The organism is Sphaerisporangium aureirubrum, from assembly GCF_042658925.1.
Lineage (GTDB): Bacteria > Actinomycetota > Actinomycetes > Streptosporangiales > Streptosporangiaceae > Sphaerisporangium > Sphaerisporangium aureirubrum.
Map to the genome: position 1 here is coordinate 51179 of NZ_JBHSRF010000029.1, position 24167 is coordinate 75345.

17 protein-coding genes and 1 pseudogene are annotated in these 24167 nt (G+C 70.6%); 12 read left to right on the plus strand and 6 right to left on the minus strand.

The annotated features are described in order from the left end of the window. Positions 1–30 precede the first annotated feature (30 nt). Complete coding sequence (locus ACFP1K_RS20285; RefSeq protein ID WP_380755564.1) at positions 31–3999, plus strand: Pls/PosA family non-ribosomal peptide synthetase; 3969 nt, start codon at positions 31–33, stop codon at positions 3997–3999. A gap of 21 nt (positions 4000–4020) precedes the next feature. Continuing rightward, entirely contained in the window at positions 4021–5325 is a 1305-nt protein-coding gene (locus tag ACFP1K_RS20290; RefSeq protein ID WP_380755566.1) for a M1 family metallopeptidase, read from the plus strand. 56 nt (positions 5326–5381) lie between these two features. On the opposite strand, the gene ACFP1K_RS20295 is transcribed toward ACFP1K_RS20290, so the two are convergent. Next, positions 5382–6242: a hypothetical protein gene (locus ACFP1K_RS20295; protein ID WP_380755568.1), complete on the minus strand. Its 861-nt coding sequence runs from the start codon at positions 6240–6242 to the stop codon at positions 5382–5384. Positions 6243–6676: 434 nt separating this feature from the next. Here ACFP1K_RS20295 and ACFP1K_RS20300 point away from each other — a divergent pair, with 434 nt between their 5' ends. Beyond that, positions 6677–7861 carry an anhydro-N-acetylmuramic acid kinase gene (locus ACFP1K_RS20300; protein ID WP_380755570.1) on the plus strand — a complete coding sequence of 395 codons (1185 nt, stop codon included), beginning with the start codon at positions 6677–6679 and terminating at the stop codon, positions 7859–7861. Positions 7862–7947: 86 nt separating this feature from the next. On the opposite strand, the gene ACFP1K_RS20305 is transcribed toward ACFP1K_RS20300, so the two are convergent. Both ACFP1K_RS20305 and ACFP1K_RS20310 read right to left on the minus strand, forming a co-directional pair. Next, positions 7948–8502, minus strand: coding sequence for a hemerythrin domain-containing protein (locus ACFP1K_RS20305; protein ID WP_380755572.1), 555 nt, complete (start codon positions 8500–8502; stop codon positions 7948–7950). 176 nt (positions 8503–8678) lie between these two features. Next, positions 8679–10928, minus strand: a complete 2250-nt coding sequence (locus ACFP1K_RS20310) for a catalase (RefSeq protein WP_380755574.1) — start codon at positions 10926–10928, stop codon at positions 8679–8681. Between the two features lie 288 nt (positions 10929–11216). Between ACFP1K_RS20310 and ACFP1K_RS20315 the strand changes: the two genes are divergently transcribed. The 3 genes from ACFP1K_RS20315 to ACFP1K_RS20325 are packed head-to-tail and all read left to right on the plus strand — an operon-like array spanning position 11217 to position 13638. Then, complete coding sequence (locus tag ACFP1K_RS20315) at positions 11217–11642, plus strand: hypothetical protein (protein WP_380755576.1); 426 nt, start codon at positions 11217–11219, stop codon at positions 11640–11642. Next, positions 11639–12862 (plus strand): NRAMP family divalent metal transporter, encoded by a 1224-nt coding sequence (locus ACFP1K_RS20320; RefSeq protein WP_380755580.1) that lies wholly within the window; start codon positions 11639–11641, stop codon positions 12860–12862. Before ACFP1K_RS20315 ends, ACFP1K_RS20320 begins: the two co-directional genes overlap by 4 nt. Further along, a complete protein-coding gene (locus tag ACFP1K_RS20325; protein WP_380755584.1) occupies positions 12859–13638 on the plus strand; it encodes a hypothetical protein in 780 nt (259 codons plus the stop codon). The genes ACFP1K_RS20320 and ACFP1K_RS20325 overlap by 4 nt, the downstream gene beginning before the upstream one ends. A gap of 38 nt (positions 13639–13676) precedes the next feature. Here ACFP1K_RS20325 and ACFP1K_RS20330 read toward each other — a convergent pair whose 3' ends face one another. Beyond that, positions 13677–13892 carry a 2TM domain-containing protein gene (locus tag ACFP1K_RS20330; RefSeq protein ID WP_380755586.1) on the minus strand — a complete coding sequence of 72 codons (216 nt, stop codon included), beginning with the start codon at positions 13890–13892 and terminating at the stop codon, positions 13677–13679. Positions 13893–14001: 109 nt separating this feature from the next. Between ACFP1K_RS20330 and ACFP1K_RS20335 the strand changes: the two genes are divergently transcribed. From ACFP1K_RS20335 to ACFP1K_RS20350, 4 genes are all read left to right on the plus strand, one after another. After that, entirely contained in the window at positions 14002–14802 is an 801-nt protein-coding gene (locus ACFP1K_RS20335) for an alpha/beta fold hydrolase (RefSeq protein WP_380755588.1), read from the plus strand. 8 nt (positions 14803–14810) lie between these two features. Then, positions 14811–16025: an MFS transporter gene (locus tag ACFP1K_RS20340; RefSeq protein WP_380755590.1), complete on the plus strand. Its 1215-nt coding sequence runs from the start codon at positions 14811–14813 to the stop codon at positions 16023–16025. After that, positions 16022–17584 carry an FAD-dependent oxidoreductase gene (locus tag ACFP1K_RS20345; protein ID WP_380755592.1) on the plus strand — a complete coding sequence of 521 codons (1563 nt, stop codon included), beginning with the start codon at positions 16022–16024 and terminating at the stop codon, positions 17582–17584. Before ACFP1K_RS20340 ends, ACFP1K_RS20345 begins: the two co-directional genes overlap by 4 nt. A 146-nt stretch (positions 17585–17730) precedes the next feature. Beyond that, the gene (locus ACFP1K_RS20350) at positions 17731–20829 is read left to right on the plus strand and encodes an ATP-binding protein (RefSeq protein WP_380755594.1); all 3099 of its coding nucleotides are present in this window, start codon (positions 17731–17733) and stop codon (positions 20827–20829) included. On the opposite strand, the gene ACFP1K_RS20355 is transcribed toward ACFP1K_RS20350, so the two are convergent. Continuing rightward, on the minus strand, positions 20784–21680 hold the full coding sequence (locus tag ACFP1K_RS20355; protein ID WP_380755596.1) for a bile acid:sodium symporter family protein: 897 nt from the start codon (positions 21678–21680) through the stop codon (positions 20784–20786). The genes ACFP1K_RS20350 and ACFP1K_RS20355 overlap by 46 nt on opposite strands. Before the next feature lie 183 nt (positions 21681–21863). Between ACFP1K_RS20355 and ACFP1K_RS41390 the strand changes: the two are divergent. Both ACFP1K_RS41390 and ACFP1K_RS20365 read left to right on the plus strand, forming a co-directional pair. Beyond that, positions 21864–22086: pseudogene (locus ACFP1K_RS41390) on the plus strand (transposase); the annotation flags it as partial. 365 nt (positions 22087–22451) lie between these two features. Beyond that, positions 22452–23153, plus strand: coding sequence for a Clp protease N-terminal domain-containing protein (locus ACFP1K_RS20365; protein ID WP_380755598.1), 702 nt, complete (start codon positions 22452–22454; stop codon positions 23151–23153). Positions 23154–23740: 587 nt separating this feature from the next. Here the strand turns inward: ACFP1K_RS20365 and ACFP1K_RS20370 are convergent. Continuing rightward, a complete protein-coding gene (locus ACFP1K_RS20370; protein WP_380755600.1) occupies positions 23741–23887 on the minus strand; it encodes a hypothetical protein in 147 nt (48 codons plus the stop codon). Positions 23888–24167: the final 280 nt, after the last annotated feature.

Here is a 24167-nt window from a genome sequence, read left to right on the forward strand (position 1 = left end):
CGATCGTCCGGGCACTCACCAGGAGCTTTCTTGCGCCCATCACCGGTGGAAACCGAGCAGAGCCCCCCTTCGCCGCACCACATGCTGACGGGCGCGGACCCCACGCTCCTGGACGACCGTCATCGTCCGAGCACCCCCGGCCCGGCCGTCCCGGACGCGGACCCGGCCCTCTTCCTCGCCGGACCGGCGGCCCCGCCGCCACGGACCCTGGTCGACATCCTCGCCGACACCACCCGCCGCCACCCCCGCGAGCCCGCGCTCGACGACGGGGTGACCCGCCTGGACTACAAGAGCTTGAGCGAAGAGGTGGAGGGCCTGGCCCGGCGGCTCAGGGCGGCGGGCGTCGGCCGCGGCGACCGCGTGGGCGTCCGCGTGCCGTCCGGCACCACCGATCTCTACGTCTCGATCCTCGCGACGCTGACCGCGGGCGCGGCGTACGTCCCCGTCGACGCCGACGACCCCGAGGAACGGGCCGAACTGGTCTTCGCCGAAGCGGCCGTCCACGCGGTCATCGGCGAAAGCCGCACGATCACCGTGCGCGGCGCCGGAAGCGACCGTGGCGAAGGGCCGCCCGAGGCGACCGACGACGCCTGGATCATCTTCACGTCGGGCTCGACGGGGAAGCCGAAGGGCGTGGCGGTGACGCATCGCAGCGCCGCCGCGTTCGTCGACGCCGAGGCGCGCCTGTTCCTCGCGGACGAGCCGATCGGTCCCGGCGACCGCGTCCTCGCCGGCCTGTCCGTGGCGTTCGACGCGTCGTGCGAGGAGATGTGGCTGGCGTGGCGGCACGGCGCGTGCCTGGTCCCGGCCCCGCGCGCGCTCGTGCGCACCGGCATGGACCTCGGTCCCTGGCTGGCCGACAAGGGCATCACGATCGTGTCGACGGTGCCCACCCTGGCGTCGTTGTGGCCCGTCGAGAACCTCGACGACGTACGCCTGCTGATCTTCGGCGGTGAGGCCTGCCCGCCCGAGCTGGCCGAGCGGCTGGCCGTGCCCGGGCGCGAGGTGTGGAACACCTACGGCCCCACCGAGGCCACGGTCGTCGCCTGCGCCGCCCCGCTGACCGGCCAGGAGCCGGTGCGCATCGGCCTGCCGCTGGACGGCTGGGACCTCGCGGTGGTGAACGACCGGGGCGAGCCCGTCGCCATGGGCGAGACCGGTCAGCTCGTGATCGGCGGCGCCGGCCTGGCCCGCTACCTGGACATCGGCAAGGACGCCGAGAAGTACGCGCCGCTGCCGTCCCTCGGCTGGGCCCGCGCCTACCGCAGCGGCGACCTGGTGAAGGCCGAGCGGCAGGGCCTGATCTTCGTCGGGCGGGCGGACGAGCAGGTCAAGCTCGGTGGCCGCCGCATCGAGCTCGGCGAGGTCGACGCCGCGATGCGGTCACTCGCAGGCGTGCTCGGCGCGGCCGCCGCCGTCCGCACGACCGGCTCGGGGCACCAGCTCCTGGTCGGCTACGTCGTACCCGGCGAGGGCTTCGACCCGGAGGCCGCGCGCGAACGCCTCGCCGAGGCGCTGCCCGCCGCGCTGGTCCCCCGCATCGCGCTCGTCGACGACCTGCCGACGCGCACCTCCGGCAAGATCGACCGGGACGCCCTGCCGTGGCCCCTGCCCGGCGGCGCGTCCTCCGCCACCGCCGCCGAGCTGTCGGACGCCGAACGGTGGGTGGCGGAGCAGTGGACCGGCATCCTCGGCGTGGAGGCCGGCGACCGTGACGCCGACTTCTTCGCCCTGGGCGGCACGAGCCTGGCCGTCGCCCGGCTGGTGTCGGCCCTGCGCACCCGCCACCCCGCCGCCGCGGTGGGCGACGTCTACGCGCACCCGACGCTGGGCGGGCTGGCGGCGCGCCTGAGCGCACTGGCCGCTCCGGAGGTGACGGCCGCCGAGCGCGCCGTGACGCCGGTGCCGCGCCGCGCCGCGCTGGCGCAGGCGGCGCTGATGGTGCCGCTGCTCACCGTCGGCGGCATGCGCTGGATCGTCGGCCTGGCCACGCTGAACAACGTCCTGTCGCTGCCCTGGGCTCCCACCGTCTCGTGGTGGTGGGTCCTGGCCGGCTGGCTGCTGTTCATCTCACCCTGGGGACGCATCGGCGTCGCCGCCGCGGTCGCCCGGCTGCTGCTGCGCGGGCTCAAGCCCGGCGCCTACCCCCGCGGCGGGGGCACGCACCTGCGGCTGTGGTTCGCCGAGCAGTTCGCCCTCCAGATCGGGGTGGGCCAGCTGTCCGGCGCCCCGTGGATCGCCCGGTACGCCCGCGCGCTCGGCGCGCAGATCGGCGAGGGCACCGACCTGCACACGCTGCCCCCGGTGACCGGCATGCTCAGGCTCGGGAGGAACGCCGCGATCGAACCCGAGGTGGACCTGCAGGGCCACTGGCTGGACGGCGACGTGCTGCGCGTCGGTGAGATCCGCGTGGGCGCCGCCGCCACGATCGGCGCCCGCGCCACCCTGCTCCCCGGCGCCCGCGTCGGCAAGAACGCGCAGGTGGCACCGGGTGCCGTCGTCCAAGGCGCCGTCCCTTCGGGCGAACGCTGGGCCGGCGCTCCCGCCACCCGGCAGGGCAAGGCGCGGCGGTTCCCCCCGTCGGAACGGCCGCCGCGGTCCCGGCGCTGGGAAGTGATGTACGGGGTGTCGGCGATGTTCCTGAGCCTGATCCCGATCCTGGCGGCGCTGTGCGGCCTGGTCGTGCTCAGCGTCTTCGTCCGCGACGCGGCCACGCTCACCGAGGCGCTGCCCGCCGCCCTCTACGGCGTCGCGCCCGCCACGGTGACCTCGCTGGCGGCCTTCGCACTGATCGTCGTGGTGTGCGTGCGGCTGCTCGGCATCGGCCTGCGCCCCGGGCGGCACCCGGTGCACAGCCGCCAGGCGTGGCAGGCCTGGGCGACCGGCCGTCTGATGGCCTCGGCCCGCGTCTGGCTGTTCCCCCTGTACGCCAGCATCCTCACCCCCGCGTGGCTGCGCACCCTCGGCATGAAAGTCGGCCGCGACGTCGAGCTGTCCACCGTGCTGGCGCTGCCCACGATGACCACCGTGGGCGACGGGGCGTTCCTGGCCGACGACACGATGGTCGCCCCGTACGAGCTGGTCAACGGCAGCCTGCGGGTGGACCACGTGCGCATCGGCAAGCGCGCCTTCCTCGGCAACTCGGGCATGACGGCGCCCGGCCGCAAGGTCCCCAAGGACGGCCTGGTCGGCGTGCTGTCGGCCACGCCGAAGAAGGCCAAGGCGGGGTCGTCCTACCTCGGCATGCCCCCGGTCGAGCTGCGCAGGACGGCCGAGGCGAGCGACCGGAGCCGCACCTACGACCCGCCGTCCCGGCTCAAGGCGGCGCGGGCCGTCGTGGAGATCTGCCGCATCGTCCCCGCGGTGGCCACGGTGGCGCTCGCCGTGCTGGTCGCGGCGACGCTGGAGTCCCTCGCGGGCTCGTACGGCTTCCCGGTGGCGGCCCTGACGGTCGGATTCGTCCTCGCGGGCGCCGGGGCGGTGGCCGCCGCGGTCACCACCGCGGCCAAGTGGGCGCTCGTCGGCAGGATCACCGCGGGCAGCCGTCCCCTGTGGAGCTCGTTCGTGTGGCGCAACGAGCTGGCCGACAACTTCGTCGAGGTGCTCGCCGCGCCCTGGTTCGCCGAGGGCTGGCTCGGCACCGCGCCGCTCAATCTGTGGCTGCGGTCGCTCGGCGCGCGCGTCGGCCGCGGGGTCTGGTGCGACACCTACTGGCTCCCCGAGGCCGACCTCGTCGAGGTGGGCGACGGTGCCAGCGTCAACCGCGGGTGCGTGCTGCAGACCCACCTCTTCCATGATCGCGTGATGAGCATCGATAGGGTCGTCCTGCGGAACGGGGCGACGCTCGGGCCGCACGGAGTCGTCCTCCCCGCGGCGACGATCGGGCAGGACACCACGATCGGACCGGCGTCCCTGGTGATGCGCGGCGAGACGGTGCCTGAGCGCACCCGCTGGTTCGGCAACCCGATCAGGCCGTGGGCCTCGCCCTCGTCGAAATGATCCGGAAGGCATTGACCGAACGTGAGCGTGGGATCCTCCTACTTCCCGGAACGAGGTAACGAGGGCTACTGGGCCGAGCACTACGAGCTGACCCTGGACTACCGGGTCGGCGCCAACCGGCTGCGCGCGTCGGCCGTCATCTCGGCGTTCGCGACCGGGTCCCTGGACGGATTCACGCTCGACCTGGCGGACGCCCTCCGCGTCACCCGGGTGACCGTCGACGGCGTGCCCGCCCGGTTCACGCACCGCGACGACAAGCTGCGCGTCGCCCCGGCGCGGCCTCTGCAGGAAGGCACGCTGTTCGTCGTGGAGGTCGGCTACGGGGGCAGTCCGCGCCCCCTGCCGAGCCGCTGGGGCGGCCTCGGCTGGGAGCAGCTGACGGACGGCGTGATCGTCGCGAGCCAGCCGACCGGGGCGCCGTCGTGGTTCCCGTGCAACGACCGCCCCGCCGACAAGTCCACCTACCGCATGTCGATCACCACCGGATCGGCGTACACGGTGGCCGCCAACGGCCGCCTGACCTCCTCCCGCCGCGCCGCGTCCACGACCACCTGGGTGTACGAGCAGGCCGAGCCGATGGCGACGTACCTGGCGACCGTGCAGATCGGCCGCTACCAGGTGGCGGAGATCCCCGGCCCGGTGCCGCAGCACCTGCTCTACCCGCTCCGCCTCGCGTCGCGGGCCCGCGCCGACTTCGCCCGCCAGGGCCAGATGATCGACCTGTTCACCGACCTGTTCGGCCCCTACCCCTTCCCGTCGTACACCGCGGTGGTGGTCGACGACGACCTGGAGATCCCGGTCGAGGCCCAGGGCCTGTCCATCTTCGGCCGCAACCACCTGAACGGCCGCCGCGGCGAGGAACGCCTGGTCGCCCACGAACTGGCCCACCAGTGGTTCGGCAACAGCCTCACCGTCGGCTGCTGGCGCGACATCTGGCTGCACGAGGGCTTCGCCGCCTACGCCGAGTGGCTGTGGTCGGAATCCTCCGGCGGCGAATCGGCAGACACCCTGGCCACCCGCTGGCACCGCAAACTCTCCACCCTCCCCCAGGACTTCCTGTTGTCCGACCCGGGCCCCCGCCGCCTCTTCGACGACCGTGTCTACAAACGCGGCGCCCTCACCCTCCACGCCCTCAGACGAACCCTTGGCGACGAGCCGTTCTTCACCCTCCTCCGCGAATGGACCACCACCTACCAGCACAGCACCACGACCACCCCCCACTTCGTCAACCTGGCCACCCGCCACTCCCCGGCCCCCCTGACCCCCCTCTTCACCGCCTGGCTCCACACCGAGCGCCTGCCCCCCCTCTCCGGCGGCATGTCCTGAACCCCGCGGGCCACCGGGGCTTCCACCCCGGTGGCCGGTGTACTGCTCCGACCCGGTCAGGTGAAGTCCACCCCGTCCGGAGGGAGGCGCTGGGGCGCGTCGAGGACGATCCACGTACCGGGCGCGTCCAGGAAGGTGGTCGACGGCGGTCCGTCCATCAGAGGGTGGACCGTTCCGGGCCCGGGGCCGGCGTCCCCGAGGGTCAGGTCGTAATTGGACAGCTCGAGCCCTTGAGGCACGCGTTCCGCATGGAAGGACGCGGTCCAGATCTGGTGGTAGAGGAACTTGGAGCGCAGGTTCTGACTGCGGGTGACCAGCCAGCAGCCGAACTCCCACGAGCCCGAGAACCGGGTGAGCCGGCCGCCCAGCGGAGACGCCAGCGGGACGCTGAACTGTGGCGAGTCGTAGAAGTCGATCCCGATGAAGGGGTCGCCGCCGTCGAAACGGCGCGGGTCGCCGTACCAGATGTCGTCGTTGTCGTTGCCGTCTATCACGGGCTCGGTCGTCCGCCTGACCAGGGAATGGCCGTAGACCTGCAGTGGGGGGTGGTGGTAGTCGGCCTGCATTCGCGCGCTGAACATGGTCTGGACCCAGCCGAGGTCGGTACCGATTTCGGCACCGACCACTCTGCGGTCGATATTGGCGTGCGCCTGGATCGCGGACGTGGTGACCACCGCGTTCTCCAGGGTCACGTTGGTCTGGAATTCCCCCGTGACAGTGAACTCCGGCAGGGTGTGACCAGGCAGCGCCGCGGCGGCCGGCACCGGTACCTGTACCTGTACCTGGACCTGCGGTTGCCCCTGCTCCTCCTCCTCGGCCTGCCGTTTCGCCTGCTCCTCCTCCAACAGCAGCTGTAACTGCTGGTCCGGGCCGCCTTCGCCCTGCGGATCCTTGCCCTGCTCGCTGTACGGATGCACGCGTTGTTCCCCTCCCAATAGGACGCCACCTGGCGGCGAATTCGGTCGCGCTGTTTACCGGATCCCGCCCACGCGATAATCGCGCATCTGCCATCGAACCCGCCCCCGGCCCTCCAATATGAACGTCGGCCAGGTGGGTGGGAAGCCCGGAGCGCCAATAAATCCCAAATCATAAAAAACCGGTTCGCTGTTGTTTTTCCGGCAAGAAGGACTGTCCGGACAAATCGCCCTGCTTATGTGAAGTTAATGTCATCGGCGACGGGCACAAGGAGAATCAGAATCCCGACAGTGACGACGGCGGGCCGTCCCCGCCCCGCGCGATGATCTACAACTAAGCTGAGGCCCAGCTCAGGACACGCGAGCCGGCCCGCGGGACGTCACGGCGGCCCTCACCCGGAGTCGCGGCGGGCCGAGTCGCACTCGGAGAGTCGTTCATGAGAATCCTCGGCATGATTTCCGGCACCTCCCACGACGGCATCGACGTCGCCCTCGTCGGCTTCGACCCCGCGTACGACGGCGGCACACTCAACGGAGCCATCGAGCACACCGCTGCCACGCCCTACCCCGCCGGACTCCGCACCCGCCTCGTCAAAGCGCTCCCCCCGGCGCCGACAACCCTCGCCGAGGTGTGCGAACTGGACACCCTGATCGGTCAGAGCTTCGCCCAAGCCGCCGCCACCACAATCGAGCAGACCGGCCCGGTCGACCTGATCGTCTCCCACGGCCAGACCGTCTTCCACTGGGTCGACGGCACACGTGCCCTGGGCACCCTGCAGATCGGCCAGCCCGCCTGGATCGCCGAACGCACAGGCACCCCCGTCCTCTCCGACATCCGCGTCCGCGACATCACCGCCGGCGGGCAGGGCGCCCCCCTCGTCTCCCTGCTGGACGTCCTCCTGCTCGCCGGGCACCCGGGCACCGCCGCCGCCCTCAACCTGGGCGGTATCGCGAACATGACCGTGATCCGCGACGACCACGCCCCCGTCGCGTACGACATCGGCCCGGCGAACGCACTGATCGACGCCGTAGTGACGAGCCGAGGCCTGAACGACCGCGGCTTCGACGTGGACGGCCGGATCGCCGCCTCCGGCACGATCGACGAAACCCTTCTGGCGGTCCTGCTCGAAGACCCCTACTACCGGCTACCCGCCCCGAAGACCACCGGCAAGGAGTGGTTCCACCTCCCCCACGTCGAAGCCGCGATGACGAGGTCCGGCACCCACCCCGCCGACGCCGACCTGGTGGCCACCCTCACCGAGCTCACCGTCCGCACGGTCGCCCACGAGGTGACGACGAGCGGCGCGGCCCTCCTCGTCACCTCGGGCGGCGGCTGCCACAACCCCGTCCTGATGAACGGCCTGCGCCGCGCCCTCCCGGCCGTGACCCTGAGACTCAGCGACGACTACGGCGCCCCCGCCGACGCCAAGGAGGCGATCGCCTTCGCCCTGATCGGCTGGCACACCGCACACGGCCTGCCGGGAACCATCCCCTCGGCCACCGGCGCCCACGCGTCCCGCGTCCTCGGCACCCTGACCCCCGGGTCGCGCCCTCTCCCACCCCTCGCCGCCCTCGCCCCACGCAAGCTCACGCTGTCCGGCCGCCCCCTCCGGGAGCGGTGACACCGCCCCCGGAGGCCCGGGCCCGATCTAGTAGCCGTAGCGGCTCTTCAGGTGCCGCCCCCAGTCCCGCGGGCGCTGACCGCCCCTCACCCACCCAAGGCCGTGATGAGCTCGTCCTTGGTCATCGAGCTGTGGCCCTCCACGCCCTTCTCCTTGGCCTGTTCGATCAGTTCCTGCCTGGTACGGCCCTTCGGCTTGGGCGGCTTGGCCAGTTCCTCGGCCTTCGCCTGGCTGAACACCCGGCCGAGCCGGAGCAGCTTGTCGCCCGGGATCGCCTTGGCCATCGCGGGGAGGATGTCGCTCTCCTCCTCCTCGACATGGTGCTTGACGGCCTTGACCAGCTGCTCCAGCACGGTCAGGAACTCCCGCTGGTCCGGGTCCGTGTCCATGAGCTGGGCCAGCAGTTCCTCGGCCTCGTGGTGCTCCTCGACCCCGTGATGGACCTCGCCACGCTCACCCGGGGCGGCCTTGACCAGCTCGGGGTAGACCTGGGTCTCCTCGGCCCGAGCGTGCGCGACGAACTTCGCCGCCAGCTCGGCCACCAGCGCGGGCCGGTCCTCGGGCTGCTTCTTCAGCTTCTCGAAGATCATCTCGACGTCGCGATGGTCAGCCATGATCAGGTCGATGACGTTCAGGGCCATGTCTTCTCCTCCGGATCTGGCTCTCCGACAGTGCGCCGACCGCTCCTACCCGCCATCACCTCCTGAAACGTCAGATCTTCGCCATGACGAAAGAGCGCTGACCTGGCCGCCCGCCGGCGGTGAGCGATGAGGAGAGGAGCGCCGTGACCACGCCACGACGCTCCCCGGCCTCCCGGTCAGGCGAGCGCGCTGGGGAACCGCTCCCAGACACGGTGACCACCCAGCGACGTGATGACCTGCCCCAGGACGGCCGCCGGGTCGTCGCCGGACGTCACGCCGGGCGCACCCGGCGGAATGCCCGCGGCGGCGAACGCGTCCTCCGCGTCGCCCCAGCCCCCGAGCGGCTTGGCGTGCCGGTAGGCCTCGCTCAGCAGCAGGGTGACGCGCGGGTCCACGGGACCGGGCAGACCGGCCTTGGCGTCCCGCGCCCCGGTCGCGTCGGCGCCAGGCGCGGGGGCACCCGCGACCAGGATGGCGTCGAACTCGACCGAGCGCGCCGCCGCGAACGTGCGCTGCACCGTCATCGGCTCACCCGTCCCGGGCAGGACGCCACCTGTCGGCGCGATCACCAGCGGCACCATGCCGCCGTCCAGCACCGCCTGCCGGATCGTCCGCACGGCGTCGGCGTCCGGCCCGGCCACGATGCCGATGACGCGCCCGGCGACCGGCCAGGTGCGGCCGACCTGCGACAGCGCGGGGCTCGGCGCGGGGTCGGCGCCGGGCACTCCCTCGGGAACCGGCAGGCCGAGCCCGGCGGCGACCTCCCCGCAGAGCACCGGGTCGATCCGGGCCAGGACCTGGAGCTGCCGCTCCTTGATCGTCTGCTCGAACACCTTGCTCAGCTCGAAGGTGTACGCGGCGATCACGTGCTCCTTCTCCACCGGCGACAGGCTCAGCCAGAACAACCGCGGCTGACTGAAATGATCGTCGTAGGAGGCCGGCGCGAGCCGTCCGCGCGGTCCCGCCGCGACGGGAAACGGCACCTCGACGTAGCCGTCGGGCGCGTGGAAGGGGCAGCCGCCGTCCAGCGAGTTCGGCCGGTACGGCGCGACGCCCGCGTGCACGGCGGTCTGGTGCATGCCGTCGCGCAGCATGTCGTTGACCGGGGCGTGCGGGCGGTTGATCGGCAACTGGTCGAAGTTCGGCCCGCCCAGCCTGCTGATCTGCGTGTCCAGGTAGGAGAACATCCGCCCGGCCAGCAGCGGGTCGTCGGTCACGTCGATGCCCGGCACCAGGTGCCCGGTGTGAAAGGCGACCTGCTCGGTCTCCGCGAAGAAGTTGACCGGGTTGGCGTTCAGCGTCATCAGCCCGACCGGCTGCACCGGCGCCAGCTCCTCCGGCACGATCTTCGTCGAGTCCAGCAGGTCGATGCCCTCGTACGTCTGGTCCTGCGTGTCGGGGAACATCTGGACGCCCAGCTCCCACTCGGGGAAGGCGCCCGCCTCGATCGCGTCGGCCAGGTCACGCCGGTGGAAATCGGGGTCGACCCCGCCCAGCAGCTGTGCCTCCTCCCACACCAGCGAGTGCACCCCCGCCTTCGGCTTCCAGTGGAACTTCACCAGCACCGTGCCGCCGTCCTCGGCGACCAGGCGGAAGGTGTGAACGCCGAAACCCTCCATCATCCGGAACGAGCGCGGGATGCCCCGATCGGACATGTTCCAGATGGTGTGGTGGGTCGCCTCGGTGTGCAGCGAGACGAAGTCCCAGAACGTGTCGTGGGCGCTCTGGGCCTGCGGGATCTCCCGGTCCGGGTGCGGCTTGCCCGCGTGGATGACGTCGGGGAACTTGATGGCGTCCTGAATGAAGAAGACCGGAATGTTGTTCCCGACCAGGTCGAAGATCCCCTCGGACGTGTAGAACTTCGTCGCGAAGCCCCGGGTGTCCCGCACCGTGTCGGCCGACCCCCGCGAGCCGAGCACGGTGGAGAAGCGCACGAAGACCGGCGTCTCGACGTTCTTGGCCAGAAACGCGGCCCTGGTCACGGTGGCGGCGGTGCCGTACGCGCGAAAGACCCCGTGCGCCGCGGCCCCCCGGGCATGCACCACCCGCTCGGGAATGCGCTCGTGATCGAAGTGCGTGATCTTCTCCCGCAGATGGTGGTCCCGCAGCAGTACCGGCCCCCGCACCCCGGCCTTCAACGAGTGATCGGTGTCAGGCAGCCGCGTCCCCGTGGCCGTCGTCAGAAACTCCCCACCCTGCGCCCGCGCCGCGGCCGTCTCCCCCGACGGCTGCCCGGTGGCCGTGAACGCGTCCGGCCCCCGCTGGTCGGGCTTGGGCGGCAGCGGACCACGCGGCTCCACGGGCTCCGCCAGGCTCGGCGGCTCGACCCCGGGCCGTCCGGGGATCTCCCCCGACGGGTCGCGATCGGTCACCGCGTCGATCACCTTGTCGACGGCCCTCGCCACCGGGTTGGTATGTTCCGCCATCTGTCTCGTCCCCCTGTGTCAGGTCGTGCCACCAGCTCAGCCCCGCTGCTCATAGCTGCTGGCGTACCCCGCTTCCGGCGAAACTGATCACTACGGAAAGCCCGGCGATCCGCACGGCACCCCGGCCCGTCCGAGCCGGGAGGAGCCAGGTCACGGCTGGGCGTATACCTCGATCGGGCCAGGGCAGTGGGGCCGTGTGATGGACGAGGGTCTGGTGTTGCTGGCCGCGTGGGGCCAATACGTGGTGTTGCTGGGGGTATTGGCGTACTTCCTGCTGCGGGTCCATCGATGAGATGGATCCTGCTCGCCCTGCTTCTCGTCGCGGGCTGCGCCTCCCCGGCCTGGAACGACACGGACTACGCGAAGAAGGCCGGCGCGACGGCGGAGTCCGCGGCCTCGTCGGTGGAACTGGTCCGGCTCGCGGTCGCGAACGAGGCCAAGCTGACCCGGCCGTACCTCCAGACGGTCCTCACCGAGGCCGCCGGCTCACTGGGCAGTGTGGACTCCCAGTTCGGCGCGGTGCAGCCGCCCTCTGTGGCCGCGAGCGCGGTGCGCGAGGAGATCACCGGCCTGACCTCGGACGCCGCCGAGCAGGTACAGGTTCTCCTCAACGAGCTGCGCCTGCGTGAGATCCGCGACCCCGCCAGGGCCACAGCGGACCTGGCCGAGCTGGGCGACCGGCTGCGCGCCTTTGCCGAGGCCCATCCGTCATGAAGCGCTTCTTCGCCGTCACCCTCGGCATCCTCACCGCGATCGGCGGCTTCGTCGACATCGGCGACCTGGTGGCCAACGCCCTGGTCGGCTCCCGGTTCGGCATGTCGCTGGCCTGGGTCGTCCTGGTCGGCGTCGTCGGCATCTGCCTGTTCGCCGAGATGGCCGGCCGGGTGGCGGCCGTGTCCGGCCGGCCGGTCTTCGATCTGGTACGCGAACGCCTCGGCCCCCGGGTGAGCCTGCTCAACCTGGCCGCCTCCTTCGGCATCAACCTCCTGACCCTGGCCGCCGAGATCGGCGGCGCCGCCCTGGCACTGGAACTCGCCACCGGCGTCGACTACCTGCTGTGGGTCCCCGCGGTCGGCCTGGTGGCCTGGCTGGTGATGTGGCGGGTCAAGTTCGAGACCATGGAGCGGGTCTTCGGCCTGGCCGGGCTCGCCCTGGTCGTCTTCGCCGTCGCCGTCTTCGCCCTCGGCCCCGACTTCGGCGAGCTCTCCCACCAGCTCACCCACAACCCGTCCGACGACGGCGCGGCCACCTACTGGTTCTACGCCATCGCCCTGCTCGGCGCGGCCATGACCCCCTACGAGGTGTTCTTCTTCTCCTCCGGCGGCGTCGAGGAACGCTGGACCCGCCGCGACATGGTCACGATGCGCACCAACGTGTTCGTCGGCTTCCCCCTCGGCGGCCTGCTGTCCATCGCCATCGCCGCCTGCGCCGCCACCGTCTTCCTGCCGCACATGATCGAGGTCGGCACCCTCGGCCAGATGGTGCTGCCCGCCGGGCTCGCCTTCGGCCAGATCGGCCTGGCCCTGGTCATCTTCGGCGTCTTCGCCGCGACCTTCGGCGCCACCCTGGAGACCGCCCTGTCGTCGGGCTACTCGATCAGCCAGTACTTCGGCTGGCAGTGGGGCAAGTACGTCCGCCCCCGCGAGGCCGCCCGCTTCCACGCCGTCCTGCTGGTGTCCACGATCGTCGCCGTCGCGCTGATCCTGACGACCATCGACCCGATCAAGGTGACGGAGTACTCACTGGTGTTCTCGGCGGCGGCACTGCCGCTCACCTACCTTCCGGTACTCATGATCGCCAACGACCCCGACTACATGGGCGACCGCGTCAACGGCCGCTTCTCCAACACCCTCGGGACCCTGTACATGATCCTCCTGCTCGTCGTCGCCGCGGCGGCCGTCCCCCTGATGATCGCCACCAAGGCCGGCCAATGACCGCCCGAACCCTGCACGCCCACCTCCACCTCCTCGACCGCCAGGTGGTCAGGACCACAGACGGACGCCTGCTCTGCAAGGTCGACGACCTGGAGATCGAGCCCGGCGACGCCCCCTACGTGACCGCCATCCTGTCCGGCCCCCTGGCCCTCGGCCCACGCGTCGGCGGCGTGATCGGCCGCCTGATGACAGGAACCACCCTCCTGTTCCGCAAGGAGGAGGACCCGGCCCCCCAGCGCATCCTGATGACCCAGGTCACCGAGATCGGCAGCGCCGTGAAGGTGGGAACCGAGGTACCCGAAGCCTCCCTGGAACGCTGGATCCGCGACCACGTCATCGACCCCCTCCCCGGCAGCGGCACCGACGACCCCGGCACCCGCGAACCCCGTCCCGTCCGCCGCCCCGACGTCCCCGACCGCCCTCGCCTGAGCACCCTCATCGGCCGCCGGGTCCTCGACCAGGACGAGACACCGATCGGCCAGGTCGCCGACATCCAGCTCACCCAGGACGGCCCCCTGCTGGCGGAGACCCAGCACGCGTTCCGGCTGAGCGGCCTGATCATCGTCCCCCGCCACACCGGCCAGCTCTTCGGCTACGAACGCGGCCCCGGCGGCAACAGCCCGGCCCTGGTCCGCACAGTGATCCGCCGCCTCCACCACGACAGCCGCTACGCGTCGTGGGACCTGATCCGCGACCCCGGCCCCCCGATCCGCCTCGACCGCGCACGCGACGCCCTCATGCCGCTGCGCGAACTCTTCGAACGACCCGCCGGTTGACACGGGGCGCACACGAATTCGACGGGGAACGGCGCGTTTCAGTACTCGGTTTTCATAGTTGGCCGGCGCATGGCCGTCCAGAAGTGGAAGGCCAGCCCGATGCCCCAGAAGACTATCGACCACATGGGCCAGAAAAAGTGCTCCGAATCATAGAGCACCCACACGATGACCTGGGCCACATTGGCCAGGACGTAGCAGAGCACGTGAATCCCCAGGCCCAGTTTGCCGGCGCTTTCGCTTTTTGCGGTTCTCATGCCCGTAGGCTAAATCGGCGCACTTTATAGGGAGTGAACCAGTCGTTCAGTGGTCGTCAAGTGCCCAGGTCCGACAATGGAGCGCGAAATCCCCCGTTGAAAGGCTCACATGATGACGACGACCCGCCGAGCGGTACTGGCCGGATCCGCCGCGGTCGCGACCGGCGCCCTGCTGGGACCGGCCGAGGCGCTGGCGCGTACCCGCCCGGAATCCAGGACCAAGCCCACCGTGGTACTCGTGCACGGCGCCTTCGCCGATGCCTCCGGCTGGAACGACGTCGCGGCCAGGCTCATCCGCGACGGGTATCCGGTCATCGCCCCGGCGAACCCGCTCCGCAGCGTGGCCTCCGACTCCGCCTATCTGGCGAGCGTTCTCGCCACGCTCAGCGGTCCGATCGTCGTGGCGGCGCACTCCTACGGCGGGATCGTCGCGACCAACGCCGCGGCCGGCAACCCGAACGTGAAAGCCCTCGTGTACGTGGCCGCCTTCGCCCCCGACCAGGGAGAGTCGCTCCTGCAACTCCAGACGAAGTTCCCGGGCAGCAAGCTGAATGAGGCGGCGCTGGACTTCCGCCCCTACGGCGAGGGTCTCGTCGACGGGTACATCAAGAAGGAGTTCTTCCACGACGTCTTCGCGGGCGACGTACCGAAATCGACCACCGACCTGATGCACGCCGGTCAGCGTCCCGCAGACGCGCGCACGCTCGGCGAACCGTCAGGTGCGCCGGCGTGGAAGACCATTCCCTCCTACTACCTGGTCGCCAAGAACGACCGTGTGTTGCCCGCCGAGGCACAACGGTTCATGGCCAAACGCGCAGGGTCGCAGGTCCGCGAGATCAGCGCCTCGCACGTCGCGATGATCTCGCAGCCCGCCGCGGCGGCCGACCTAATCAGACGGGCCGCCCGCTGATCATGCATGTGCACGCGTACGCGGGCCAGTGCGCCGTCGAGGAGAACCGGCACACGCCTGTCCGCAATCCGAGTCGCGCCCTGTTCTCGCTGGCACTGGGCACCTTCGCGATCGGCACCGGGGAGTTCGGCAGCAACGGCATCATCCAGCTGTTCGCCGCCGATCTGTACGTGTCGATCCCCGAGGCCACCAACGCGATCACCGCCTACGCCCTCGGGGTGGTGGTGGGCTCCCCGGCCATCACCCTGCTCGCCGCCCGGGTCAACCGGCGCACCCTGCTGCTCGGCCTGGTCGTGCTCTTCCTGGCCGGCAACACGCTGTCCGCGCTGGCGCCGAACCTCGCGCTGCTGATCGTCTTCCGGTTCGTCACCGGGAGCGTGCAGGGCGCGTTCTTCGGCGCCGGGGCCGTCGTCGCCGCTCATGTGTACGGACCCGGCAAGGGCGGCAAGGCGTTCGCGACCGTGATGGGCGGACTCACCCTCGCCACCATCGCCGGGTCGCCGCTCGGCACCTTCGTCGGCCAGCACGCCGGCTGGCGCGCCATGTACTGGGCCGTGGTCGCCCTCGGCCTGCTGGCCGGCGCCGCCCTGGTGGCCTGGTTGCCTCGCACGGACGACCTCCACGGCACCCCCATCAGTCACGAGCTGGACGGCCTGCGTAGTCGCGGCGTCTGGCTGATGGTCGTCGTCGCGGCGCTCGGCATCTCCAGCATCTTCGCCGTCTACACGTTCATCGGCCCCTTCGTCACCGACGCGGCCCGGCAGGACGCCGCACTCATCCCGGTCGCGCTCGCCGTCTTCGGCCTCGGCATGGCGGCCGGCAATCAGCTCGGCGGACGTGTCGCCGACCGGTACGAGCACCGAGGGCTGACCTTGGGTTACGGCGGAGTCCTGGCGCTCCTGGTGCTGATCGGCGTGGCGGGCGACGACCTGCTGATCCTGCTGCCGTGCCTGTTCGGCGTCGGCGCGACCATGATGCTCGCGATCCCCACCGTCCAGGTCCGGCTGACCGCTTTCGCGCCGACGGCGCCGACCCTGATGGGCGCGCTCAACCTGGCCGCCCTCAACCTGGCCAACTCCCTCGGCGCGATCGGCGGCGCGATCACCCTGGAGGCCGGCTGGGGCACCCTGTCCACGGTCTGGGCCGGCTTCGTGCTCACCGCGGCCGGTCTGCTCCTGTACGTCACCACCGTCGCCCGCGGAAAGCCGGGAGTGACCACGTGAACGACGAGCAGTTCCACCGGCTCGCCGGATACGGCGAGGTGGAACACGTCGAGGCCGGCCGGTGTCTGTACGTGTCCGGCGACGACTCCTACGACTTCTTCCTGCTGCTGACGGCGGCCGTGGAGATCGTCAGAGACGCGACGGTCATCGAGCCGGAGCGCGTGATCTACCAGGCGGGCCCGGGAGACTTCCTCGGCGAGCTCAGCCTGCTGACCGGCCAGCACGTCTACCTGACCGCCCGGGTGGTCTCCGCGGGAACGCTGGTCCGGATCCGGCCGCCGAAGCTGCGTCAGGCACTCGCCGAACAGGACGACATCGCCGACCTGGTGCTCGCCGCGTTCCAGGAACGGCGCGAGTTCATCCGGTCGGCGGCCGGCGGCGCCCTGGAGATCGTCGCTCGGCCGGACGTCGCGGAGACACAGGAGCTGCGCACCTATGTGACGCAGCTGCTGCTGCCCCACACCTGGCGCAGTGCGGACTCAGCCGCCGGACGGTCGCTGATGGCCTCGGCCGGGCTCGCACCCGGCGACCTTCCGGCCGCGATCACCCACGGTTCGGTGGTGCGGCGCGCGACTCCCGGAACGCTTGCGGGGGAACTCGGCCTCACCTACCGGGCTGACGGAACATCGGTCGACCTCGTCGTGGTGGGCGCCGGTCCGGCCGGTCTGGCGGCCGCCATGTACGGGGCGTCCGAAGGCCTCGCCACCGTACTGCTGGACCGGGCCGGGCTCGGCGGCCAGGCCGCCAAGAGCCCGCGCATCGAGAACTACCTGGGCTTCCCCGGCGGAGTGAGCGGGGCGAGCCTGACCCGTGCCGCCATGGTTCAGGCACTCAAGTTCGGTGTGCGCATCAACGCACCCTGCGCGGTGACCGGGCTCGACCTCTCCGACGATCGACGGCCGGTCGTCCTGCTGGAAGACGGTGCGCGCATCCCGTGCCGGGCGGTGGTCGCCGCCACCGGGGCCCACTACCGCCGGCTCGACGTCGCCGGCTGGGCGGCCTTCGAGAAGTCCGGTCACATCCGGTACGCCGCGACCGACCTGGACATCCGGGGTCGCGAGCGCCAGCCGGTGACGGTCGTTGGGGGCGCCAACTCGGCCGGGCAGGCGGCCCTGTCCCTCGCCGCTCACGGCGCGACGGTGGACCTGATCATCCGCGGGCACGACCTCACGGCCCGGATGTCCTCCTACCTGACCGACCGGATCCGCGCTCATCCCCGCATCCGCGTCCACGCCGGCAGCACGATCCGCGAACTGACCGGTGACGCTTCCCTGGCCTCGGTCGTCGTGGCGCGACCGGGCGGGCGGACGGAACGGCTGGCCAGTCACGCACTGTTCTGCTTCGTCGGAGCCGACCCGGTGTCGGACTGGCTGACCGGCGTCGCCAAGGCCGGCGACGGCTTCGTCCGCACCGACAACCGGCTCCCCTTCCAGACGAGCGCTCCCCGGGTCTTCGCGGTCGGCGACCTCCGGGCCGGCTCGACCAAACGGGTCGCCACGGCCGTCGGCGACGGCGCGAGCGCGATCTCATCCGTGCACGTGATGCTCTCGGAAGACTGAGACGGACGTTGTGGACATGCTCGACGGCACCGACCGAACCCGGACAAGTAGACTCGGCGCACACAGCCATCCGGGAGCCGACAGACGTGATTGGGCCAACTGCGCCGACCGGTGCCGGTTCGCTGCGCCTTCAGATCCTGGGTCCGTTGCGGCTGTGGCGCGACGGCGTCGAACTCGACGCCGGCCCCCGGCAGCAGGCGCAACTGCTGGCACTGCTCGTGGCGCGGGTGGGCCGTCCGGTCAGCACGCGAGAACTGATCGACCTGATCTGGGCCGAGGACGCGCCCGCCAGCGCGCTCAACATCATCCAGAAGTACGTCGGGGCGTTGCGGCGGATACTCGAACCCTCGGTCCCCGCCCGCGCGCCCGGCACCCACCTGCACCGCCGGGGCGACGCGTACGTGTTCACCGCAGGCCCCGGCACGCTGGACCTCGTCAGATTCCGGGAACTCCGCCAGGCCGCCCTTTTCGCGGACGATGACGACGTGGCGCTCGATCATTACGTCGAAGCGCTCGGCCTCTGGCACGGCCCCGCCGGGGAGGGGCTTTCCTATGGATCGACCGCGCCGCCGATCCTGGCCGCTCTCGACGACGAGTTCCACGCCGCCTGCACGGCGGCGGCCGAACTGGCCGTGTCGTCAGGCCATCCGGAGCGGGTCATCCCGCCGTTGCGTCTGGCCGCGTCGATGGCGCTGTTCCATGAGCCGGTACACGCCAGTCTCGTCACCACCCTTGGCGCCGCCGGCCGGCAGGCGGAGGCCCTGTCGGCATTCCACGCGGTCCGTGCCCGCCTCGCGGAGGAGCTCGGCATCGACCCCGGCCCCGCGCTGCGGGCCGCGCATCTGCGGGTGCTGACGCAGACCCCGTCGAAGCCACCGGTGCCGAGCACGGATAGCGAGGATGACCAGGTCCCGAGGCCGCCGGCCGGGCTGGTCGGCCGGGGCGAGGAACTCGGCGTGTTGCGCCAGGCCGTCGAGGCGGCGCTCACCGGCCGCACCGGGCTCGGCATCGTCGAGGGCGAACCGGGCGCGGGCAAGACGCGCCTGCTGGAAGAGATCGCCGCCGTCGCCGACCGGCGTGGCGCGCTCGTCGTCTGGGCCTCCTGTCTGGAAGGCGACGGAACCCCGTCGATGTGGCCGTGGGAGCAGGCGCTCACCGTCGTTCTCGACAGCCTGCCCGCAGCGGCGCGGGAGAAGTGGCTGGCCGGTGAGCTCGGCCGCCTCGTCGAAGCCGGAGACGACGCCGCCGGGCCGCCGGTCGCCGGCAGCCGCGCGCAGTTCCGCCTTTTCGAGCAGATCGTCGGCGTCATCGGCCAGGCCTCGGCGGATCGGCCGTTGTTGCTGGTCATGGACGACCTGCAATGGATCGACACCGCCTCGCTACAACTGTTCGGCCACGTGACGGGCCGGCTCCCTACCGGCACCGCGATCATCGGCGCCCTGCGCGACCGGGCCCCCACACCTGGCGACGACCTTTCGCGTGTGCTGGCCACCGCCAGCCGTCTGGCCGGCCACCACAGGATCCGCCTCGGCCCGCTCAACCTGACCGACGTGGCCGAGCTGTTCCGCCGCGAGACCGGCCACGAACCCACCGCGGACATCGTCCGGGACATCCACGTCCGCACCGCCGGCAATCCGTTCTTCGTCCGCGAACTGTCACGGCTGCTCAGCGACCGTGGCACGCTCGGCGACGCGTCGGCCAGGACCGGGGTGCCGTCCACCGTGCGCGACGTCGTCCGCGACCGGATGTCCGGCCTCGACGACGATGCTCGCGACCTGTTGCAGGTCGCCGCGCTGATCGGCCGCGACATCGACCTCGACCTGCTCGCCCGCGCCGCAGGTGCCGGCGTCGCCGACTGCCTCGAACGCCTCGAACCGTTGCGCGCGCTCGGCCTGCTCGAAACCGAGCCGGAAGACCCGTTCTCGTGGCGCTTCGCACACGACCTGGTGCGCGAGTCGGTCACCGAGACGACGGAGCACTGGCGAGCCATCCGCCTCCACCTGCGGGTCGCGGACGCGCTCGAAGAGGGCCAGACCGACGACGAGTCGATCACCGAGCGCCTCGCCTTCCACCTGTGGGCCGCCAGGGTCCTCGCCGATCCGGTACGTGTCGCGGAGGCGCTGAAGCGTGCCGGTCGCCGCGCGGCGGCCAAGCTCGCGTTCGCCGCCGCCGATCGGCATCTGGAGTCGGCCGCCCAGATCGCGAGGAACGCCGGGCTCCCGGAACTCGAGCTCTCCGCCCTCTCGCTGCTCGCCATCGCCCCGCGCCGGCAGGCCGGGTTCGGCGGTACGACGTTCGACCTGCTGGAGCGCGCGGAACTCCTGGCCCGACAGCTCGGCCGGGAGGTGGACGCCGCCGGCCTCCTCTTCGCCCGCCTGTTCGGCGCCTACACGTTCCTCGAATGGGACCGTCTCCGTCTGGTCCGGCGCCTGCACGACCAGGGGGAGGCCTCGTCCGACCCGATCGTCCGCGTGTACGGCCGGCAGGCCTGGGGCCTGCACCAGTGGGACATCGGCGACATCGGCGCGGCGTACCAGTGCTTCAAGGACAACGACCCCGCCCTTCTCGAAGGTGTCGTCTCCGCACACAGCGAGACCCCGATCCGGCGTGACGTCTCGGGCGAGTGGCCCGGCTGGCTGGCCGTCGTGACCGCCCTCCACGGCGACGCCGAGACCGCAGGCACGATGATCCACAAGTGGAACGGCCCCGACGACCCCTACGCCGTCGCGACCTGGGCCTACTACACCACCATCATCGCGTCGATGGCCGGTGACGCCCCCTGGGTGATGCGCACGGTCGAACGCTGGACGTCCGTCGGCACCGGCCGCGCCGCCGTACAACAGGAGCACTACGTACGGCTGAACTGGTACTGGGCCCGCGCCCTGACCGGCGACGATCCGGCCGGCATCGCCGCCGAGGCCGAACAACTAGTGGCCGCGACACTGGTCGACCCACCGAGGTGGGGCGTCGCCTACCACCACGCCCTGGTCGCCGAGATGTGGCTGGCCGCCGGCCGCCCGGACAAGGCGGCCGACGCCCTAGACCGAGCCGACCACGCCCTAGACGCCTACGGCCAGCGTTACGCCGCAGGCCTCGTACTCCTGCTCCGGGCACGCCTGCTCCAAGCCCAGGGTGAGCCCTCCGACGTCGTACGAGCCGCCGCCGAAGAGGCCCGTGACCGCTCCAGCGAACGCGGCTCTCACCTCTTCGCCCACCGCGCCGAAAGGCTGCTCGCCGAACTCTGACCCCGGGTGATCACCCAGCCGAACACAGCCGCCGTGAAGAACATGATCACCCCGTACACGGCCCCCGGGATGGCGATCTCAGCACTGTCCAACAGCCCCGGACTCAGCGCCACCGTGATAGCGAGCGCCGTGTTGTGAATCCCGATCTCGAACCCCGCAGCAGTGGCCGCCGCATGGTCGACCCCCGTCAGCCGCGGCACCCCGTAACCAACCAGCAAGCTCACAACATTGAAGACCAGCGCCGCCCCCCCGACAAGCACAAAGTAGCCGGCAAGATTCCCCCGCTCCCCATACAGAACAGCAAAAATGACCGCGACCAACACCACAACCGACAACACCCGCACAGGAACCTTGAGCCCCGCCGCCACCCGCGGCCCCACCCCCCGCACAACCATCCCCACCGCAACCGGCCCCAGCACCATCAAGAAGACCTGCTGCAACTTGTCAACCTGCAGCCCCAGGCTGCCCCCTCCGGGCAGAAAGAACCCCACCGCGAGGTTCACCCAGATCGGCAACGTAACCACGATCAGCACCGAGTTCACCGCCGTAAGCGTGATGTTCAGCGCAACGTTCCCCCCGAACAGGTGACTGAAGAGGTTAGCCGTAGGCCCCCCAGGCGACGCCGCCACCAACACCAACCCCACCGCCAACTCCCCCGGCACCCCAAGCCCCCACACCACCCCAAAGCAAACCCCCGGCAACACCACAACCTGACACACCAGCGCCACCACCGCCGCCTTCGGATACTGCCCCACCCTCCGAAAGTCCGCCCAGGTCAGGCTGAGCCCCAGACCAAACATGACGACGCCAAGCGCGTAAGGCAGACTACCCAGGACCAACGGCGAATTCATGACGGACATTCTCGGCCATACCCACCATTTCCGGCACCCCGCAGGGATCAACCTGTCGTCGTTCTGGCCTGAGACAGGATTGACCAGGGTCGATTTGCCGCTGGTGCAGCACCGCAATCGAGCAGCCTTGGCGCTCCCGACCGGGGCACCGGCCTGCTGGAGTCACTACGCGCTGCCGACAGCATGGAGATGATCCGCCGGGTGCTGCAGCGCACGCCGCAGGACCTCATCGAGGCCGAGGCGACAACCGTGATCGGCGCCGAGCCCTACCAGCACACCCCGCAGCGCACCGCACCACAACGGACACCGCGACCGGCTGCTGTCCAGCGCCGCCGGGGATCTGGACCTGCAGATCCCCAAGCTGCGCGCCGGGTCGTTCTTCCCCTCGCTACTGGAACGCCGCCGCATCCGACCTGTTCTGCCGGACCGTCCCGCCGGCTCACGCCCTTGCACAGCACGTAAACGATGCCCCGCAGCGCAGCACGGTCATCCGCAGGCAGTCGGCCAGGATACCGATACCGCCTCGGCGGACGGGCAGTAACGTCGCCACACGTTTCCACAGGTCATCAGACACCAGGTCGGCAGACACACGAAAAATCGTGTCGGCTCGACCCTCAACTGCCAAGCTCCACAACGCAATTCCGGAGCGATCTAGTGGGTCGCGATCGGGCTCAAGCCGCACGGGGCCGTCGCACGAGACTGAGGGAGCAGATCTGCAACGAGCGTCAATTGAAAGTTGACGAGCCTCAATCGTCAACTTAAGGTTGACGCATGAGTCCACTCGACATCAGCCTTGCCGACCTGATCGCCCGTCTCGACGGGGAACTCCCCGACGCCAACGAACTGTCCCGCATCAGGGAGGCGCGGCTGCGCGCCCAGACCCTGTCCCACCTCGGTGACCAGCTCATCGATCACTACGTCAGCAAGGCCAGGCAAACCGGCGCATCGTGGACCGAGATCGGCGACGCCATCGGGGTGTCCAAGCAGGCCGCCCAGCAACGCCACGCACCCCCTTTCGAGCGGTACACCAACCTGAACCGGCACAGCATCGTGCTGGCGCAGGAGGCCGCCCGATCGCACAAGCATGACTTCATCGGCACCGAACACATCCTGCTCGGCCTGCTCGGCGAACCGCAGGGCCTGGCATACGAAGTGCTGATCGCGAAAACCGAATCGGAGCAACGCATCCGCGACGCGATCGAGGAAGCGATGCCGCCGGCCGGGGAGAAGGCGCCGCGGGGTCACATCGCGTTCCGGCCGGAGAGCAAGGTAGCCGTCGAGCAGGCAGGGCGGGCGGCGGACGACCTCGGCCACGACTGGGTCGGCACGGAACACACACTGCTGGGCCTGATCCGCACCGAGGAGAGCCCCGCCGCGCAGATCCTGCGCAACCTCGGCTTCACGTCAGACGAGCTGCGCGAGACGATCAAGACCGAAATCGCCAAACGGTCCGCCACGCGCGACAAGCAATAGCGAAACGATCAGTCGCCGCGGAGGACCGGGCCGCCGCAGCCTTCCCACCCGACACGGGACGGCGCGCTCGTGCCGCCAACCCCACCCGACGCCGCCAAACACCTTGTAGTGCACGGTAGGTGAGAGGCAGCCGTGCACTACGACTCATTTCGAAACTGAACCGCGCCGGGTTTCGTGGAGATGAGTACTTGCTGCCGACCGCGCCGAGCGCGTCACCGGTGTCGGTGCGGACGGTGACGAAGTGGCCCGGCGCGGTGCGCAGGGGTCATCGCCGACCGCCGCGATGCAGGTGATCATCAACGGGTTCTGTGCGGTGATGGCCCGCCGCACCTCAGCCTCGGTTTCGGCGTCGGCCCCGTCGTCGGGGTGAGGGCCGTCGGCGTGATGCTCTCGTGGCGTATGTGAGTGAGCGAGTAGTAACCGTCAAGGCGGTGTGCCGCACCACATGCGACCAGCGGACAGGTCCGCGGTGTGGCACAGGCACAGATGGTGGTCGCCGCGGTGCCCGCGGTCGCATCCGGCCGGGATGGTCTTGGCCTGGCCCCAGGCGCACGGGGTGTTGCTTCGGACGTCGAAGCCAGTGCAAGTCACGACCGTTCCCCCAGGCCGGCGCCTGGGGCGGACTCCTCGATCAGCATCGAGCGAACCCGGCCGCGCATGGTCACCCTGGCCTTGAGGGACGCATCGTCGGACAGGCCGAGCCGGTCGGCGCGCTCGACCAGCACGCGGAGCACGCCAAGCACCATCACCTCGGGCGGCGGCCAACTCGCTGGCGGCCTCGCCGTCTGGCGCAGAACCCTGCATCTACGAGGTCACATCTCGACAACAACCATTACCGGGAACTAGAACACGATGATTGCAACGATGAAGGCTTGAAATCGACTCTATTGCCCTCCTTGAGCAAGGCCTGACCGGGACACCAATAATCAGCAGGTGCCACAGGACCATTACAGCTCTCGGCCCGGATGTCCCCGCAGAGTGAAATACATTCATGAAACGATAATTCGGCTTGCC